The following is an 18,079-nucleotide window of genomic DNA, read 5'->3' on the forward strand; positions in this document are numbered from 1 at the left end:
CACTGCGGTGCGAGCTTGCTTGGGAGCGGCCCGGCGCTGCGCTCACGCGCCGCGCAAGCCCAGTCCGCCGACCCGGTCGACCCGCCTGCGTACCGCCCCCTGCATCACTTCCGGCGCCGCCGCCAGCGTGAACCAGTGGCGGGCCCGCGTGATGCCGGTGTAGACCAGTTCGCGCGTCAGCACCGGGCTCGAGCGCTCGGGCAGCAGCAGCGCGGCGTGCGCGAACTCGGAGCCTTGCGACTTGTGGACCGTCATCGCGAACACGGTCTCGACCGCGCGCAGCCGGCTCGGCAGCACCCAGCGGATGCCGCCCTGGCCGTCGCCGGCGGCGAAGGCCACGCGCAGGGTCCAGCGCGGGCGCTGTTCGCCGGGCACCGAGGTCGGCAGCGCCAGCGTCACGCCGACGTCGCCGTTCATCAGGCCCAGGCCGTAGTCGTTGCGCGTGACCAGCACCGGGCGGCCCGGGTACCAGCCGCCGTGATCGGCCTCGAGCAGGCCCTCGGCGCGCAGCAGGCCCGCGATGCGCAGGTTCAGGCCTTCGACCCCCTGCGGGCCGCTGCGCAGCGCGCACAGCAGCTGGAACTGGCCGTAGGCCGCGAGCACCTCGCGCGCCCAGGCGTCGAACCCGGCCTGCGGTGCATCGATGCCCGGCTTGCCCGCGCGCATCAGCGCCAGGTAGTGGCGGTAGCCCGCCGGCGGCGGCACCGCCTTGCCGCCATCGACCCGCCCCTGGCCCTGTCCCGCGAAGCCCTCGGGCGCGCCGTCGATCACCAGCCGGCGCAGCGCCGCGTCGTCGAGGCTGCGCTGCTGCGACAGGTCGGCGTAGCCGCGCTCGAACACGCGCCGCACCGCGCCGCCATCGCCCGCGTTGACCGCCTCGGCCAGCTTGCCGATGCCGCTCGCGGCACTGAAGCGATGGCTGACGCGCAGCTTGACCACCGCCTGGTCGAGCGCGCTGCCGTCGGCGTCGCACAGCTCGGGCTCGAGCAGTTCGCCGGTGACGGCCTGCAGCCATGCGTCGGTGTCGATGCGGTAGTGGCCCGCATCGGCGCGCTGGCAGAGGTCGCCCAGCACCGCGCCGGCCTCGACCGAGGCGAGCTGGTCCTTGTCGCCCAGCAGGATCAGCGGCGCGTGCGGCGGCAGCGCGGCGAAGACGGAGGCCATCATCTCGAGGTCGAGCATCGAGGCCTCGTCGATCACCAGCAGGTCGAGCGCCAGCGGGTTGCGCGCGTCGTGGCGGAAGTGGCGCGTGTCGGGCCGGCTGCCCAGCAGGCGGTGCACGGTCGTCACGTCGGTCGGAATGGCCGCGCGCACGGCCTCGGGATCCGAGAGGCCCTCGAGCGGCAGGCGGGCGACCGCGCCGGCGATGGATTCGTTGAGACGCGCCGCCGCCTTGCCGGTGGGCGCGGCCAGGCGGATGCGCAGGCGCCGGCCCTTGCCGCCCGCCAGCGCCAGGTGCTGCAGCACCGCGAGCAGGCGCACCACGGTGGTGGTCTTGCCGGTGCCCGGGCCGCCGGTGATGATGCCGAAGCCCTGCCGCGCGGCGAGCGCGCAGGCGATCTTCTGCCAGTCGACGGCGGCGCCGTCGCGGTGCGGGAACAGCACATCGAGCGCCGCGGCCAGGGTGGCTTGAGCCTCGGGCGCGGCCGCCGCGGTGGGCGTCGCCACCCGCCCGGCGATGGCTGCGCGCACCGATTGCTCGTACTGCCAGTAGCGGCGCAGGTACAGGCGGCTGCCGACCCGCACCAGCGGCGTGGCGCCGGGGCCATGGCCCACCAGCGCGGGATGCGCGAGCGCCTGGGTCCAGCGCGCCAGGCTCACGCCGGCCAGCAGGGTGGAGGGCGCGGTGATCGGCGCCGCGCCTTCGACCGCCGCCCGCGCCGCGCCTTCGGGCGGCATCGACAGGGCCTGGCTGGCATCGGCGAGCGCGGCCTGCAGGTCCAGGCAGGCGTGGCCGCGGCCGAGCTGGTGGCTGGCGAGCGCGGCGCCCAGGACCAGCAGCGGATCGGCATCGGGCGCCTTCTGCGCCAGGAAGGCGGCGAAGCTGCGGTCCAGCGCGCGCAGCCAGCCCTCGGCGACCCAGCGTTCGAGGTCGGCGAGCAGGGGCGCGTGGCGGGCCGGGAGCGGGCCGAGGAAGACGTCGGTGGTCACGGTCGGTGCTTTCATGCCGGCAATTCCGCCGAAGGCTGCGCCGCGCCGCTGAAGAGCGCATCCAGCGCCTCGATCAGCGCCCGCGGCGGACGCTCGCAGTGCAGCCCCTGGCCCGGCGCCGCATGGCCGCGCAGGAACAGGTAGACGGCGCCGCCGACGTGGCGCTCGTAGTCGTAGTCGGGCAGCCGCGCGCGCAGCAGGCGGTGCAGGGCGAAGACGTAGAGCACGTACTGCAGCTCGTAGCGATGCGCCAGCACCGCGTCGCGCAGCGCCGCGGGCGTGTAGTCGGCATCGCGCGGGCCGAGCCAGTTGGACTTGTAGTCGGCCACGTAGTAGCGGCCCTCGTGCTCGAACACCAGGTCGACGAAGCCCTTGAGCATGCCGTTGAGCTGCTGCGGCAGCAGCGGCGCTCGCGGGGCGCCCCCCAGCGTGTGGCGGCAGACCAGGGCGTCGAGCGCGCGCAGGTCGACCTGTGTCACCGCGAACCAGAACTCCATCTCGATCTGGACCCGGCCCAGCGCCGAGGGCGCCACGGCGCCGCCCCCCAGGGCGCCCAACGCCAGCGGCGTGGCCAGCCAGTCCATCATCCAGGCGCGCAGCGGCTCGGTCCAGGCGCTCCAGCCGCTCAGGTTGCAGCGCCGGGCGATCAGGTCGGCCAGGTCGGCCTGCGCCGCGGGATCGGACGGCACGCGCGCGAAGCCCTGGCGGCCCACCCACTCGAGCAGGCCATGCAGGAAGCTGCCCGGGCCCGCGCCGCGCGGGAAGTCGTGCAGGCTGCCGGTGCGGGGCTCGGGCGCGGTCGATTCGTCTTCCGGCACCGCCGCATCGGCGCGGCTGTCGGCGTAGATGTCCTCGGCGGCGCTGGCGGGCGTCGGCGGCAGGGCCAGCCGCGTCGCGGGCTCGCCCTGGGCCAGCGCGGCCTCGTCGTCCAGCGTGTCGCCGGCCCGGCTCAGCGCCGAGTAGCTGGCGATCCACCAGCGCTCGCGCGGGCCGGAGGGCAGCGCGGGCTCGGGGGCGAGTCGCGGCGCGGTGGCGACCGGGCGATAGCGTTCGTCGCCGGCCGCGGGTGCGGCCTGCACCGAGATCGCCGGGGACCCCCGCGCCAGTTCGCCCAACGCGTCCGCCAGTGCCGCCGGGGGCAAGGATGCGCCGCCGCCCAGCAGGTAGCCCAGCGCGGTGCGCTCCACGCCGGCCAGCGGCGCCACGCCGACCCAGGTGGCGTAGCGGGCGCGGGTCAGCGCCACGTAGAGCTTGCGCAGGTCTTCGCCCAGCCGCTCGCGATCGACGCGGGCCAGCGACTCGGGGTCGGCCTGCAGCGCCACCACGAGCCGGCCGGCGTCGTCGTGCCACTTGAGCGGCAGGTCCTCGGCCTTGGCGGCCCGGAAGGCGGTGGCGAAGGGCAGGAAGACCAGCGGGTACTCGAGGCCCTTGGACTTGTGCACCGTGACCACCTTCACCAGGTCGGCATCGCTTTCGAGGCGCAGCTTGCGCGCGTCGTTGTCGCTGCCGCCGTCCTGGCGCTGCTCGGCCAGCCAGCGGATCAGCGCGTGTTCGCCGTCGAGCTGCGCGCTGGCCTGCTGCAGCAGTTCGGCCAGGTGCAGCAGGTCGGTCAGCGTGCGCTCGTCCTCCGCGGCCAGCAGGCGCTGCGGGACGCCGAAGTCGTTCAGCAGGTGGCGCAGCATCGGCAGCACGCCCTGGCGGCGCCAGGCCTGCTGGTAGCGGCGGAACTGCAGCACCCGCGCTTCCCATTGCAGCTCGTCGTGGTTGAGCCGGTCGAGCTCGGCCCAGCCCAGGGCCAGCGTGGCGCTGCCGAGCGCGGCGCGCAGCGGGCGGTCGTCGTCGGGCTCGGCGCAGGCGGCCAGCCAGCGCTGCAGCTCGGCCGCCACCGGGCTCTGGAAGACGGAGTCCTTGTCGGAGAGATAGACGCTGCGGACGTCGCGCCGGGACAGCGCCTGGCGCACGGCGGCCGCCTCGCGCCCGCTGTTGACCAGCACCGCGATGTCGCCGGGCCGGACCGGGCGCAGCGCGTCGCCCTCTTTCGCGAAGCCGGTGCGGCCGGCCTGGCCGTCGTTGAGCAGGCGCACGATCTCGGTCGCGCAGGCGGCGGCGAGCAGGCGCTGGGCCTCGCCGTTGCCGGGCGGCGGATCGCCGTCGAGCGTCCAGCAGGTGAGCGCCGGGGCCTCCTCGCCCGCCACGCACCAGCGCTCGCTGCGGCCCCGGGCCTGCACCGCGAGGAAGGGCAGCGGGTTCTCGCCGCGCTCGCGGAACAGGAAGGCGCCCTGCCCTGCGGCGCGCGCCTCGGCCTGCATGAAGACGCGGTTGACCGCCTCGACCATCGCCGGCGTCGAACGGAAGTTGGTGCCGAGCGTGGCGTGGCGCGCCTCGGTGTCGCGCCGCGCCGCCAGGTAGGTGTGGATGTCGGCGCCGCGGAAGGCGTAGATCGCCTGCTTGGGGTCGCCGATCAGCACCACGGCGGTGTCCTGCGCGTTGGCCGCGATGCCGTAGACGGCGTCGAAGATGCGGTACTGCAGCGGATCGGTGTCCTGGAACTCGTCGATCAGCGCGACCGGGAACTGGCGCCGGATCAGGGCCGCCAGACGCTCGCCGTTGGGGCCCTGCAGCGCGGCGTCGAGCCGGGTCAGCAGTTCGTCGAAACCCATCTGCGCGCGCCTGGCCTGCTCGCCGGCCAGGCGCTCGGCCGACCAGCGGGCGGCGTGGCGCAGCAGGTCCTGGCGGCCGTCGGGCAAGGCCCGCGCGGCCTCCTGCAAGCTCGCGAGCGCCCGCAGCGCAGGGTGCCGGAGCAGCGTGGTGTCGCCGCTCCAGCCCTCGGCCAGCCCGGTGGGCGTGAGCCGGTCCCAGGCGGTCTTGGTCAGCCCGGGCAGCCGCCCCTCGCCCTCGGCCCAGTCGCGCAGCTTCTGCAGCCACTCCCTGCGCTTGGGCAGCTTGCACTGCTTGGCGGCGGTGGCGGCTTCGAGGCCGGCCAGCAGCTCGGCGGCCCAGCCCCGGTCGCCGGCCCAGGGGGCCTTGAGGACGGCGAGCTCGCGCTCGGTGTGCTCGCGTGCCCGCTGCAGCGCGGCGGCGGGCGGCAGGCCCTCGCCCAGCACCTCGCTCAGGCCCATCAGGCTCTCGACCGCCTTCAGCAGGGCCCCGGGCGTCGCCCACCAGCCGTGCACCCGCTTCGCATCCGCGGGCGACAGCGGCGTGAAGAAGCTGCGCCAGTAGTCGCGCACGACTTCGGCCTGCAGCTCGCGCTGGTCGGTCTCCAGCGTCTGGTTGAACAGGCTGCCGCTGTCGAAGGCGTGCTCGCGCAGCATGCGGTTGCACCAGCCGTGGATGGTGGAAACCGCGGCCTCGTCCATCCACTCGGCCGCGAGCCGCAGCGTGCGGGCGCAGGCGTGCCATTGGGGCGGCGGATAGTCGGCGCGCAGGTCGTGCAGCAGGTCCTGGCCGGGCGGCTTCGCCGGCACCGCCGCAGGGTCGGCGAGGAAGGCTTCGGCCGCTTCGGCCAGGCGGGCGCGGATGCGGTCGCGCAGCTCCTTCGTCGCGGCATCGGTGAAGGTGACGACCAGGATCTCGGGCGGCGCCAGCGGGCGGCTGAACGCAGCCTCGCCGCCATGGCCCAGCACCAGGCGCAGGTACAGCGCGGCGATGGTGAAAGTCTTGCCGGTGCCGGCGCTGGCTTCGATCAGCCGGCTGCCGCGCAGCGGGAAGTGCAAGGGTTCAAGCAGGGACGGCAGCGTCATGCGGCTTCCTTGGCGGGGGCCCGGCCCACGGCATCGCCCAGCGGCTTGAGCAGCGCGAGGCTCCAGCGGGCGAATTCGCCCTCGGCCCACAGCGCGTCGAAATCGGGATAGGCGCGTGCCAGATAGGCGTTGCCGTCGCGCTCGCCGAACTTGCCGTACTGCGGATCGCTGTCCTCGTAGCAGGCGCGCGCGGCTTCCCGCGGTGCGCCGGCGGCCAGGTCGGCTGGCGTGCCACCCCGGCCCAGCCAGGCCAGCCCACTGCGCAGCGCCAGCGGCAGGGGCCGGCCGAGGCCTTGCTGCCAGGCATCCAGCAGCACCGACCAGCAGGCCAGGGCGTGGCCCGGGTCCAGCGGCTGCAGCGTGACGCTGCCGGCCTTGCTGACGATGCGGCTGGTGATCGACCCGCCGTCCAGGTGCCCGGCCACGTGCGCGACCCAGAACGGCACCAGCTTGTCGAGGCGGTAGCGGCCTTCCTTGACCAGGCTGCCGCTGTCGAGCAGCAGGCGGCATCGCCCGCCGCTCGCGTTCGCCCGCAGGCCGCCGAGCCAGTCGGCCAGGCGCAGCGCCTCGTCCAGGCCCTCGGGCAGGACGTCCAGCGCCGCATCCGGCAGCGCCTCGGGCCACTCGGCCAGCGCCTTGGCGTATTCGTCGAACATCTTCTCCATCGGCTCGGCCAGCCGCTCCTGCGCCAGGTCGGCGAAATGGCCGGCCGGCAGTTCGCCGCGGCGCGCCATGCGGGCGAGCTGCGCGCCCAGCGCCTCCTCGCGCGAGCCGCCGGCCTCGAGCGCCGCCTTCTGCGCCAGGATCAGCTCGTTCTGCAATTGCCAGTTCTCGAGGGCGTCGAGGGCGAAGGGCTCCTCGTCCTCGCCGACCGGATCGTCGGCCTCGAAATGGATGCCCAGGCGCTGGCGGAAGAAGCTGCGCACGGGGTCCTTGAGGAAGTCGGCCAGCAGCCGCAGCGTGAGCGGGCCGTCGAAGGTCCAGGGGGCCAGCTCGGCGGCCTCCGAGCCGACCGCCGGCTGCGCCAGCAGCCCGGCACGCCACTCGCGCGCATGGCTGAACAGGCGCTCGTCGCCGCCCAGCGTGAAGTAGGCCGGGTGGAAGGGCTGCAGCCGGTGCTCCACCGTCAGCGCGTGCAGCAGGCGCTCGCCCGCCGCCTGCTGCGGCAGCGCCTCGTCGCCCGCCAGGCGCCAGCCGGCCGCCAGGTGGTCGCGCAGCTGGGCAACCAGCACCGAGGGCGGGCGCTCCGAATGGTCGTGGATGCTGCGGCCGACCCAGCTGATGTGCAGCAGCTCGCGCGCCGACAGCAGCGCCTCGAGGAACAGGTAGCGGTCGTCCTCGCGCCGCGAGCGGTCGCCGGGCCGGTAGTCCTGGCCCATCAGGTCGAAGTCCATCGGCACCCGGCTGCGCGGATAGTCGCCGTCGTTCATGCCGAGCAGCGCCACCACGCGGAACGGAATCGCGCGCATCGGCATCAAGGTCGCGAAGGTCACGGCGCCGGCGAAGAAGGGCTGGTTCAGGGTCGGCTGGTCGATCTGCGCCAGCCAGTGTTCGCGCACCACCGAGAGCGGCACTTCCTCGGCCAGGCCGGCGTTGGCGCAGGCGTCCAGCCACTGCTGCAGCGCCGTCTCGAGCCGCTGCAGCGTGAAGCCGTCGCTGTCCTCGTCGGCGGCGAAGAAGTCGGCCAGCAGCGCGCGCAGCCGCTCGCCCCAGACCGCAGGCGCGGCCGGCGTGGCCAGCGTGCGCCAGTGGGTTTCGAGCGTGGACAGCAGCTGCACCAGGGGGCCCAGCAGCGCGGCGTCCAGGCCGCCGACTTCGTCGAGCGGCTCGACCCCGGCCCAGGCCTCGCCCGTGCCCACGGCATAGCCCAGCAGCATGCGCTGCAGGCCGAAGTCCCAGCTGTTCTGCGCCAGCGCTTCGGGCAGGTCGAGCCCGCGGCGCTGCTCGGCATGCAGGCCCCAGCGGATGTTGGCGGCCGAGATCCAGCGGTGCAGCAGCGGCTGCTGGTTCTCGTCGATGCCGAAGCGTGCGCGCAGCGCCGGCACTTCGAGCCAGTCGAGCAGGTCGCTCACGGCGATGCGCGACTGCGGCAGGGCCAGCAGCTTCTCGAGCGCGCCCAGCAGCGGATCGTGGTGGCGCTGGCCCTGGTCGGCCAGGGTGTAGGGCACATGGCGCGGATCGTCCGCGGCGAGCAGGCCGAACACCGCCTGGATGTGCGGCGCATAGGCCGCGACGTCGGGCACCATCACGATCACGTCGCGCGGGCGCAGCGTGGCGTCGGCCGCGAAGGCGGACAGCAACTGGTCGTGCAGCACCTCGACCTCGCGCTGCGGGCCGTGCGTGGCATGGAAGCGGATCGAGCGGTCTGCGCCGGCATCGAGCGCCGGCCATTTCGCGCGGGTCTCGGCCAGCGGGCGCAGGTCGCGGATGTCGTCCTGCAGCTGGCGCAGCAGCGTGTCGCGCGGATTGGGATCGAAGCAGTCGATGCGCTCGCCGATGGCCGCGAAGCGCTCGGCATAGGCCTCGTGCGTGTCATGGGCGTCGAGCAGGCGGATGAAGTCGCGGCCCTGCTTGCCCCAGGCGGCCAGCAGCGGCTGTGCGTGCAGGTGGAGGCTCTCCTCGGCGATGGCCCCCTCGCCGCCGGGGCGCCGGCGCTGACGCAGGCGCTCGGCGCGCAGCAGGTCCTTGTCGGCCACGATGTGGGACCAGTCGTGCTCGCAGGGGTTGTGCACGCACATCAGCACCTGCATCCAGCGCGCCAGCGCGGCCAGCACCTCGAGCGACTGCTGCGGCAGCGACGAAACGCCGAACACCACCAGCCGCCGCGGCAGCCCGGCCGGGCGCTCGCCCTGCCAGGCCGAGGCCGCGGCCATGAAGCGCTGGTGCACCGAGGCGCGGCTGTGGGCCGCGCCGGCCGGGCCGACGTCGGCGAGCAGCGCGCGCCACAGGCGCGGCTGCCAGCGCAGTTCGTCGGCCACCGGCTGGGCACCGGCGCGGCCGGTGGCGATCAGGTCATGGCCTTCGGCCCAGCCGGCCAGCCAGTCGGCCCGGTAGACCTGGTACTGGTCGAACAGGTCGGCCAGGCGCTCGGCCAGCTGGTGGCGCTTGCGCAGGTCGGCATCGTCGGCGAGGAAGCGGCGCAGCGGCGCGAACACCTCCTCGGCCAGCAGCGCCGGCAACAGCCGCATCAGCCGCCAGACCAGCAGGGGCTTGTCGAAGGGCGAGGCCGCGGGCACCGCCTGCGCGCCCAGCACCGCGCGGTAGGCCTGCCAGATGAAGCCGGCCGGCAGCGCGGTCTGCAGGGCGGCGGCGATGCCGACGCCGCCCTGCCCGGCATCGCGCGCCAGCGAGAGCCTGAGCCACTGCGCCACGCCGTTGCTCTGCACCAGCACCCACTCGTCCTCCAGCGGCGCCAGCGGATGGCGGGCCATCCAGGCGACCATCAGGTCGCGCAACGCCTCCGGGTGGTTGCTGTGCACGGCCATGAAGCCGGGGGAGAGAACGGGGTCGGTCATTGCGCGGCGGGTCAGGACAGGGGCCGCAGAGACACGCCCATGTCCTGCCAATTCTGCGGGTGGCAGGTGAACAGCAGCACCTGGTGGCGCCGGGCGGCATCGAAGAGCACCCGCTTCATCTGCGCCAGGCGCGGGGCGTCGCTGTGCACCAGCGCGTCGTCGAGGATCAGCAGCGTGGGCCGGCCGGCCTGCTGCAGCAGGTCGGCGTAGGCGAAGCGGCTGATCAGGCCGAGCTGCTCGCGGGCGCCGAAGCTCAGGTCCTGCACCTGGCCCGACTCGCTCGCGCCGCCGGCCAGCGTGCGGCTCAGCATCCCGGGGGCGAGGCCGGCGTCGATCTGCACGCTGGCGCCCGGCAGCAGCAATGGCAGGTAGTGCTGCAGGCGCTCCTGCAGGGGCGCCTGCAGACGGGCCAGCGTGGCCTGGCGCTTGGCGTCGAGCTTGCTGCAGAGCAGGTCGAGCGCCTCGGCGCGGCGCTGCAGCTCGGCGTGGCGGCGCCGGGCCTGCGCGAGGCGGCCGGCGAGCGCGCCGCGCTGCTCCTCGAGGCCTTGCGCACCGGCCTGCTGCAGGGTGTTCTCGAGCAGCAGGATGTCCTCGCGGCGCTGCTGGTGGCTGCGCGTCATCTGCTCGATGCTGCGCTGCAGGCGGTCGATGTCCTGGGCCACGATGTCGGGCCGGGCTTCGCGCACCTGGGCGCTGGCCTGGTCGATCCGCGCGGCCAGCGCGGCGTGCTCGGCGCCGGTGGCCAGCAGTTGCTGCTGCGCCTCGGCCTGGCGCTGGGTGCGGGCCGGATCGGCCAGCGCCGCCTGGGCCGCGGCATGCTCGTGCTGCGCGGTGCCGTGGAGGCTCTGCGCGGCGGCCTGCCGGCGTTGCGCCTGGGCCAGCGCGGCGGCGGTGGCCTGTTCGGTGGCGGCCGCCGCATCCTGCTCGGCCTCGGCCCGGTCCGGCGGCAGCACGGACTCGGCCGGGGCCTCGGGCAAGCGCACCAGGACGTCCTGCGCCGTGCGGATGCGCGACTGCGCCTCGGCCTGCGCGCTGCGCAGCGGTTCCAGCCCCTTCGGCGCGACGATGGCGAAGGCCTGCTCGGCCAGCCGCATCTGCGCGTCGCGTTCGACGACCGCGCTCAGCCGCGCCTGCGCTTGCGCGAGGTCGGCCACGCCGAGCGCCAGCAGCGCGGCCTTCATCTCCTGCTGCGCCTCGGCATGGCCGCGGGCCAGCAGGGCCAGGTCTTCGCCGCCCGGCGTGATGGTCAGTTCACCGCCGCCGGGCAGCTGGAGCGTGGTCGGTGCGTCGAGCAGCCGTTCGCCGCGGGCTTGCAGCGCCAGGCTGTCGCCGTGGATTTGCAGGCCCAGGGTCTGGCCCTCGGGCAGGTTGAACTGCAGGCGCGTGGCCACGGCCTGGCGCCGCAGCGCGGCGTCGCGTTCGGCGCGGTCGAGTTCGAGCAGCCGCTGCACCTGGGCCTTGCCGATATGGGGCGCCTCGGCGGCACCGGCGCGCAGCGCGGCCAGGCGTTGCTGGGCCTCTTCGGCGCGCTGCAGCGCTTCGGCGCTGCGGACGAGCTCGGCCTGGGCCTGCTGCAGCTGCTGGCGCAGGCTGTCGCGCTGGCCCTCCTGGCGGGCGATGCGCGAAGCCTCCCGGGCCGCGTGGGCGCGCGAGCGGGCGGCTTCGGCGTGCTGGCGCGCCGCGGCCACTGCGGCATCGGCGGCCTGCAGCTGCAGGGCGGCCTGATCCAGCGCCTGCCCGCGGACGGCGGCGTCGGACTGCTGTCGGGCCAGCCCGTCGAGTTCCTTCGCGAGCAGGCCGCGCGTGCCCTCCAGTTGCTGCAGCCGGGTCCGATCGGCCTGGAGCTGCGCCTGGCTCGCCTGCAAGGCCTGCTGGCGCTGGCGGGCGGCCACCAGGTCCTGGCGCAGCGCCTCCCAGGGCTGGGCGGCTTCGTCGGACCAATGCTGCTGGCGCAGCGCGGCGAGCTGGTCGACCTGCTCGCGGTAGGTGGCGATCTGCGCGTCGAGCGCATCCGCTTGCGACTGCATGGCGCCGATCGACTCCGCGGCCTCGAGATAGGCGGCACGCGGCTTGCCGGTGCCGGTCAGCAGCTCGTTGCGCTGGGCGCGCAACTGCTCCAGCAGCTCGTCGCCGCCGGTGGCGGCCAGCGTCCCGATCGCGGCGCCGACCTGCCCTTGCAGCGCGTCGTGCAGATGGTCGCGGGCATGGCCCACGTCCAGCTCCTGGCCGGTGCCCTGCTCCACCCACAGCAGGCCGGGAATGCCCCAGTGCTCGGGCTTGCTGGCGCCCTTGCCGGCGAAGGCGAAACCGAAGCGCTGGGCGAGATGGTCTTCCGCCTCGGTGCCGTCGAGCGTGCGCACACCGATGCGCAGCGTGCAGCGCTTCTTGCCGAGGAAGCTCTTGACCAGCTGGTGCGGCTGGCCGTCGAGCACGAAGTCCAGCTCGACCTGCGGCGCCGCGCCGCTGCCCTCGCCCCAGGGGCGCAGGTCGTCGACCGCGGTGGAACGGTGGCGCTCGAAGAAGGCGGCGCGGATGGCGCGCACCAGCGTGCTCTTGCCGGCCTCGTTGGGCGCGCTGAGGATGTTGAGCCCGGGCTCGAAGCCGCGCAGCTCCAGCGGCTTGCGGAATCGCCGCAGTTGCTCGACGCGCAGGCGGGTGATCTGCAGGTTCATGCCGGCGCTGCCTCCATCGCGACGATCGGCACGGCCGGTGCGCGCTGGACCAGCGCCGCGGTCAGCAGGGCGAGCGCGTCCTGCGCGACCCGGGCCTGCGGATCGGTGCCGCCTTGGGCCTCGCGCAGCTCGGCGATCACCTCGCCCAGATAGCCGTCGGCCTGCAGGCCGGCGATGTCCTCGTCCGTGGGCACCAGCTGGAGGGCCGACAGGTCGGATTGCAGATGGCGCGCCCGCGCTTCCGCGCTGCCGACCGCGGCCTGCAGCCGCTGCCGGCCCGCCAGGTCGATCCGGCCCTGGACGCGCAGATCGACCACGTCCTGCGCATCGAGCCCGGCCAGCTGCGCCAGCAACGCATCGAGGTCGCTCGCGACGTGCAGGTGGGCGCCCAGCAGTTGCCAGCGGAACTGGCCGACGGCCAGAGGTGTCACCTGCGGCTCCGCACCCGGCGCCGCGATCTCCACCAGCAGCGCCTGGCCGGCCTCATTGGCCTTGAAGCGATCGGGCTCGGGCGTGCCGGCATACCAGGTGCGCCCGTCGATGCGCTTGCAGCCGTGCCAGTCGCCCAGCGCCAGGTAGTCGAGCCGGGCACTGGCGGCACGCTCGGCCGCCAGCGGATTCGCCGAATCGATGCCCTCGGCCAGGATGCCCTGCACGCTCCCGTGCGCGATGCCGATGCGCAGCAGGCCGGCCGGCGTCTCGGCGGCGTCGAACCAGGCCGTCAGGTCGTTGTAGGTGTGGCGCTGCGTCAGCGGCGCCGGCAGCACCGCGAAGCCCTGCGCTTCGAAGAGCCGAAGTTCGGGCGTCAGCAGCAGATGGGCGTTGGGCGGCGCGGCGCCGAGGCGCTGGGCGCGGGTCCAGACGCTCTCGGCCAGGGCGGCGTCATGATTGCCGGGGATCATCAGCCAGGGACCGCCATAGCCCGCCAGCGCATTGAACAGGCGGCGCACGGTGCGCTCCGACACGGTCTGTGCATCGAACACGTCGCCGGCGACCAGCACCGCGTCGACCTGCTGCTCGGTGGCGAGCGCGGCCAGGCGCTCGACCGCGGCGATGCGCGCCTCGGCCAGGATGGGGGCGTGCTCGGGATCGAAGGTGGCGAACTGGCGCCCGATCTGCCAGTCGGCCGTATGAAGGAAGCGTGTCATGGTCCGTGGTGCCTTTGCGCCATTACATCATCATTTTGATGACATAAAATTATCTTTTTGATCTTTTATGGTGACGATCAGGTTACCATCTGCGCAATGTCGCCGATCCCCCGCGCCCAGCTCGAACGCCTGTCGTACATCGACTTCCGGCTGTACTTCCTGGGCCAGCTGCGGCGCTCCGACCTGGTCTCGAAGTTCGGCATGGGGCCGGCCGGCGCGACCCGGGACATCGCGCAGTACCGCGAAGCGGCGCCCGGCAACCTCGATTTCGACGGCACCCGCAAGCTCTACCTGCCGAGCGCCTCGTTCACTCCGCTGTTCGACCACGCGCCCCAACGCGTGCTCAGCGCGCTGGCGCAGGGCTTCGGCCAGGGCGCCGCGGAAGACCTCTCGCCGCTGCTGCGCTGCGAGACCCCGGCCGCCCTCAGCGTCCCGCGCATGGCGGTGCTGGCGCCCGTGACCCGCGCCATCCACTGCGGCAAGGCGCTGCGGCTGGTCTATCACTCCCTGTCCGGCGAACCCGGCGAGCGCGAGCTGGTGCCTTTCGCGCTGGTCGACTCCGGCGTCCGGTGGCACGTCAGGGCCTTCGACCGGAAGTCCGCCGAATTCCGGGATTTCGTGCTGACGCGGATCGAGTCGCCGGTCGTGATCGAGGACAGCGGGGTCGGCCGCGAGGAAACCGCCGAGCACGACGTCCAGTGGAGCCGCATCGTCGAGCTCGAACTGGTGCCGCACCCCTCGCACCCGCGCCCCGAGGTCATCCGGCGCGACTACGACATGCCCGGCGGCGTACTGCGCCTCAAGGTGCGGGCCGCCAACGTCGGCCACATGCTCAGGCGCTGGAACGTCGATTGCTCGCCGGACCACAGCCTGCGCGGCCCCGAGTACGCCCTGAGCCTCACGGACCCGCTGGTGCTCTACGGCGCCGCGAATGCGCTGCTGGCGCCGGGCTACCAGGCGCCCGGGCGCGCCGGCCCCGGCTGATAAACTTCAGGGTTCCCGCCAACGCGACCACACCCCAGAATCCAGCCGCTGAAAGCCCGCATCGCGCCTGGGCTGCCGGGCATCGAACACAGAATCCATGGACTACCCCGGCAACATCTTCGTGGTCGCGGCGCCCAGCGGCGCCGGCAAATCGAGCCTGGTCAAGGCCCTGATGGAGCTCGACTCGGCCGTGCAGCCCTCGGTGTCGCACACCACGCGCCCGCCCCGCGGCCAGGAAAAACACGGCCGCGAGTACTTCTTCGCCTCACACCCCGAATTCGACGCCATGGTCGAGGCCGAGGCCTTCGTCGAGTGGGCCCATGTGCACGGCCAGCGCTACGGCACCTCCAAGAAGGCGATCGAGGAACGCATCGCCCAGGGGGCGGACGTGATCCTCGAGATCGACTTCCAGGGCGCGCTCCAGATCCGCAAGACCTTCGCCAATGCCGTGATGATCTTCATCCTGCCGCCGAGCTGGGAAGAGCTGCGCTCGCGGCTCGAGCGCCGCGGCGAGGACAGCGCCGCGATCATCGAACTGCGGCTCCAGAACGCCGCAGAAGAGATGGCGCGCGCAGGGGAATTCGACTTCGTTATAATCAACGAGGTATTTGAGCGCGCACTTTTCGACCTGAAAGCGATCGTCCACGCTCAGCGGCTGCGCTATTCCGCACAGCGCCGCGCACGCGCCGACACCTTCGCCGCGCTGAACATCCCCTGAAACGACCCCAAAGTCCGCCCACCGAAAGATCCTCATGGCCCGCATCACCGTCGAAGATTGCCTCGTTCACATCCCGAACCGCTTCCAGCTCGTGCTGGCCGCCACCTACCGTGCGCGCATGCTGAGCCAGGGCCACGCCCCGAAGATCGAAAGCAAGAACAAGCCGGCCGTGACCGCGCTGCGCGAAATCGCCGAAGGCAAGATCGGCCTCGAGATGCTGAAGAAGGTCCCCGGCTGAGAAGTTGATGCTCACATGCAACAAGGAAGCACCGTACGCGGTGCTTTTTTTGTGGGCGAATGCGTGGCACCGGCCGTCACGCTAAAGTGCACGCCATGAGCGCGGTCGTCAAGCCCCAGTCCGGGACACCTCCTGCCCTGCGGCCGAGCCCCGCGGCGCTGAATGCGGCCGCCGCCAGTTTCGCCGCCCTGACCGACCGGCTCGACTACCTGGTCCCCGAGGACATCGAGCAGGTCCGCCGCGCCTACCGCTTCGCCGACGAGGCCCACCTGGGGCAGCTGCGCAACAGCGGCGAGCCCTACATCACCCATCCGATCGCCGTGGCGGCGCAATGCGCCGAATGGAAGCTCGACGCCCAGGCGCTGATGGCGGCCCTGCTGCACGACGCGATCGAGGACTGCGGCGTCACCAAGTCCGAGCTGATCGAGCGCTTCGGCGCCCCGGTGGCCGAACTGGTCGACGGCCTCACCAAGCTGGACAAGCTGCGCTTCAACACCCGCGAGGAGAACCAGGCCGAGTCCTTCCGCAAGATGCTGCTGGCGATGGCGCGCGATGTGCGGGTGATCCTGGTCAAGCTGGCCGACCGCACCCACAACATGCGCACGCTGGACGATGCGCCGCGCGAGAAATGGGCCCGCATCTCGCGCGAGACGCTCGAGATCTACGCCCCGATCGCCCACCGCCTGGGCCTGAACCAGACCTACCGCGAACTGCAGGACCTGTCATTCCGGCACCTGCGGCCCTGGCGCTACTCGGTGCTGTCCAAGGCGGTGGCGAAGGCGCGCGGACGGCGCCGCGACCTGATCCAGAAGGTGCAGCAGGAAGTCGAGACCGGCTTTGCCGCCGCCGGCATGAGCGTGCGCATCGCCGGGCGCGAGAAGACGCTCTATTCCATCTACCGCAAGATGGACGAGAAGCACCTGAGCTTCGCCCAGGTCACCGACATCTACGGTTTCCGGCTGATCGTGCCGACCGTGATCGCCTGCTACACCGGCCTGGGCATCCTGCACCAGATGTACAAGCCGCTGCCGGGCAAGTTCAAGGACCACATCGCGATCGCCAAGCTGAACGGCTACCAGTCGCTGCACACCACGCTGGTGGGTCCGTCGGGTGTCAACGTCGAGTTCCAGCTGCGTACCGAGGCGATGCACGTGGTGGCCGAGTCGGGCGTCGCGGCCCACTGGCTCTACAAGGCGGCCGAGCCGGCCGCGGCGACCAGCGAGCGGCTGGGCGCCAAGTGGCTGCAGTCGCTGCTCGACATCCAGGACGAGACCCGCGACGCCGCCGAGTTCTGGGACCACGTCAAGGTCGACCTGTTCCCCGACGCGGTCTATGTCTTCACGCCCAAGAGCCAGATCATGGCGCTGCCGCGCGGCGCCACCGTGGTCGACTTCGCCTACGCGATCCACAGCAACATCGGCGACCACACCTCGGCGGCGCGCATCAACGGCGACCAGGTGCCGCTGCGCACCGAGCTCAAGAACGGCGACGTGGTGGAGATCATCACGGCGCCGGTGTCGACGCCCAACCCGGCCTGGCTCGGCTTCGTGCGCACCGGCCGCGCCCGTTCCAAGATCCGCCACTACCTCAAGACCCTGGCGCACGCCGAATCCGAAGGCCTGGGCGAGAAGCTGCTGGCGCAGGCGCTGCGCGCCGAAGGCCTGGGCAAGCTGCCCGACGACGACGCCGAGCACCAGGCGCTGTGGGAGAAGCTGCTGCGCTTCACCGGCAACCGGACCCGCTCCGAGCTCCTGACCGACATCGGACTGGGCAAGCGCATCGCGAGCATCGTGGCCAAGCGGCTGATGGCGCTCCTGGCCGAGCGCGGCGAGAAGCCCGACGCGCTGATGCTGAGCCGCGAACGATTCACCGCGCACGAGGGGGTGTCGCAGGGCGCGGTCACGCTCGACGGCAGCGAGAACTCCTCCGTGCGCTTCGCGCTGTGTTGCCGGCCGATCCCGGGCGACGCCATCGTCGGCTACCTCGGGCACGGCGAGGGCCTGGTGGTCCACACCGACGAATGCGGCGTCGGCCAGCGGCTGCGCTACAAGGACAGCGAGCGCTTCTTCGCGGTCGAATGGGCCGACGAGCCGGTGCGCACCTTCGAGACCGGCGTGGTGATCACGGTGCGCAACGACAAGGGCGTGCTGGCGCGGGTCGCGGCCACGCTGGCGGACGCCGAAGCCGACATCACGCACGTCGAGATGGCCGACGAGACGCCGCAGGATTCGACCGACCTGCGCTTCGTGATCGCGGTGCGCGACCGCACGCACCTCGATGCGGTGCTGCGCGCAGCGCGGCGCACGTCGTCCGTGCTCGCGGCGGCGCGGACCGTTCCGGCGCCCTAAATCTTCAAGTCGGCGCAGGGTAGCTGACCGACAGCACCTCGATCTCGTGCACGCCGCCGGGCGTCGCCAGCTTGACCACGTCGCCCTCCCTGGCCTTGAGCAGCGCCCGCGCGATCGGCGAGATCCAGCTGACCTGCGCCTGGGCGCTGTCGGCCTCGTCGATGCCGAGGATGGTGACCTCGCGTTCCTCGCCGTTCTCGTCCGCATAGCGCACGGTCGAGCCGAAGAACACCTGGTCGCTGCCATGGTGCACCGAGGGGTCGGTCACCTCCGCCACCTCGAGCCGCTTGGTCAGGAAGCGGATGCGGCGATCGATCTCGCGCAGCCGTTTCTTGCCGTAGAGGTAGTCGCCGTTCTCGGAGCGATCGCCGTTCTTGGCCGCCCAATGCACCGCCTCGACCACCTTCGGCCGCTCGTTGTCCATGAGGTCGAGCAACTCCGCGCGCAGCCGCCCATAGCCGGCCGGCGTCATGTAGTTCTTGCCGCCCGCGGGCAACGGCGGCAGCGCTGCGCCCTCGTCGTCGTCCGCGTCGCTTTCCTTCGTGAATGCCTTGCTCATGCT

10 protein-coding genes are annotated in these 18,079 nt (G+C 72.8%); 4 read left to right on the plus strand and 6 right to left on the minus strand.

Features of this window, described 5'->3' with window-relative positions:
- Positions 1-42: 42 nt before the first annotated feature.
- From recD to AC1D2O_RS28390, 5 genes are read right to left on the minus strand one after another with little or no spacing between them, the layout of a single operon-like run.
- The gene (gene recD / locus AC1D2O_RS28370) at positions 43-2,166 is read right to left on the minus strand and encodes an exodeoxyribonuclease V subunit alpha (RefSeq protein ID WP_478089686.1); all 2,124 of its coding nucleotides are present in this window, start codon (positions 2,164-2,166) and stop codon (positions 43-45) included.
- Positions 2,163-5,894 carry an exodeoxyribonuclease V subunit beta gene (gene recB, locus AC1D2O_RS28375; RefSeq protein WP_478089687.1) on the minus strand — a complete coding sequence of 1,244 codons (3,732 nt, stop codon included), beginning with the start codon at positions 5,892-5,894 and terminating at the stop codon, positions 2,163-2,165. The genes recD and recB overlap by 4 nt, the downstream gene beginning before the upstream one ends.
- Complete coding sequence (gene recC / locus AC1D2O_RS28380; RefSeq protein WP_478158268.1) at positions 5,891-9,409, minus strand: exodeoxyribonuclease V subunit gamma; 3,519 nt, start codon at positions 9,407-9,409, stop codon at positions 5,891-5,893. Before recC ends, recB begins: the two co-directional genes overlap by 4 nt.
- 11 nt (positions 9,410-9,420) lie before the next feature.
- A complete protein-coding gene (locus AC1D2O_RS28385; protein ID WP_478158269.1) occupies positions 9,421-12,081 on the minus strand; it encodes an AAA family ATPase in 2,661 nt (886 codons plus the stop codon).
- Entirely contained in the window at positions 12,078-13,229 is a 1,152-nt protein-coding gene (locus tag AC1D2O_RS28390) for a metallophosphoesterase family protein (RefSeq protein ID WP_478090904.1), read from the minus strand. Before AC1D2O_RS28390 ends, AC1D2O_RS28385 begins: the two co-directional genes overlap by 4 nt.
- A gap of 96 nt (positions 13,230-13,325) precedes the next feature.
- Here AC1D2O_RS28390 and AC1D2O_RS28395 point away from each other — a divergent pair, with 96 nt between their 5' ends.
- The 4 genes from AC1D2O_RS28395 to AC1D2O_RS28410 all read left to right on the plus strand — a co-directional run bounded on the left by AC1D2O_RS28395 (position 13,326) and on the right by AC1D2O_RS28410 (position 17,517).
- Complete coding sequence (locus AC1D2O_RS28395) at positions 13,326-14,213, plus strand: helix-turn-helix transcriptional regulator (RefSeq protein ID WP_478090903.1); 888 nt, start codon at positions 13,326-13,328, stop codon at positions 14,211-14,213.
- A 97-nt stretch (positions 14,214-14,310) separates the two neighbouring features.
- A complete protein-coding gene (gene gmk, locus AC1D2O_RS28400) occupies positions 14,311-14,931 on the plus strand; it encodes a guanylate kinase (RefSeq protein ID WP_478090902.1) in 621 nt (206 codons plus the stop codon).
- A gap of 34 nt (positions 14,932-14,965) precedes the next feature.
- Complete coding sequence (rpoZ, locus tag AC1D2O_RS28405; protein ID WP_019656435.1) at positions 14,966-15,169, plus strand: DNA-directed RNA polymerase subunit omega; 204 nt, start codon at positions 14,966-14,968, stop codon at positions 15,167-15,169.
- Positions 15,170-15,264: 95 nt separating this feature from the next.
- Entirely contained in the window at positions 15,265-17,517 is a 2,253-nt protein-coding gene (locus tag AC1D2O_RS28410) for a RelA/SpoT family protein (protein ID WP_478158270.1), read from the plus strand.
- A 4-nt stretch (positions 17,518-17,521) separates the two neighbouring features.
- Here the strand turns inward: AC1D2O_RS28410 and greB are convergent, their stop codons facing one another.
- A complete protein-coding gene (gene greB / locus AC1D2O_RS28415; RefSeq protein ID WP_478158271.1) occupies positions 17,522-18,076 on the minus strand; it encodes a transcription elongation factor GreB in 555 nt (184 codons plus the stop codon).
- Between the last annotated feature and the right edge of the window lie 3 nt (positions 18,077-18,079).

It is taken from the genome of Variovorax sp. P1_G12, from assembly GCF_056405555.1.

What these genes read in the sequence shown, in the direction of transcription:
- recD (WP_478089686.1), bottom strand. Translation starts at nt 2,166, where the DNA reads ATGAAAGCACCGACCGTGACCACCGACGTCTTCCTCGGCCCGCTCCCG.
- recB (WP_478089687.1), bottom strand. Translation starts at nt 5,894, where the DNA reads ATGACGCTGCCGTCCCTGCTTGAACCCTTGCACTTCCCGCTGCGCGGC.
- recC (WP_478158268.1), bottom strand. Translation starts at nt 9,409, where the DNA reads ATGACCGACCCCGTTCTCTCCCCCGGCTTCATGGCCGTGCACAGCAAC.
- AC1D2O_RS28385 (WP_478158269.1), bottom strand. Translation starts at nt 12,081, where the DNA reads ATGAACCTGCAGATCACCCGCCTGCGCGTCGAGCAACTGCGGCGATTC.
- AC1D2O_RS28390 (WP_478090904.1), bottom strand. Translation starts at nt 13,229, where the DNA reads ATGACACGCTTCCTTCATACGGCCGACTGGCAGATCGGGCGCCAGTTC.
- AC1D2O_RS28395 (WP_478090903.1), top strand. Translation starts at nt 13,326, where the DNA reads ATGTCGCCGATCCCCCGCGCCCAGCTCGAACGCCTGTCGTACATCGAC.
- gmk (WP_478090902.1), top strand. Translation starts at nt 14,311, where the DNA reads ATGGACTACCCCGGCAACATCTTCGTGGTCGCGGCGCCCAGCGGCGCC.
- rpoZ (WP_019656435.1), top strand. Translation starts at nt 14,966, where the DNA reads ATGGCCCGCATCACCGTCGAAGATTGCCTCGTTCACATCCCGAACCGC.
- AC1D2O_RS28410 (WP_478158270.1), top strand. Translation starts at nt 15,265, where the DNA reads ATGAGCGCGGTCGTCAAGCCCCAGTCCGGGACACCTCCTGCCCTGCGG.
- greB (WP_478158271.1), bottom strand. Translation starts at nt 18,076, where the DNA reads ATGAGCAAGGCATTCACGAAGGAAAGCGACGCGGACGACGACGAGGGC.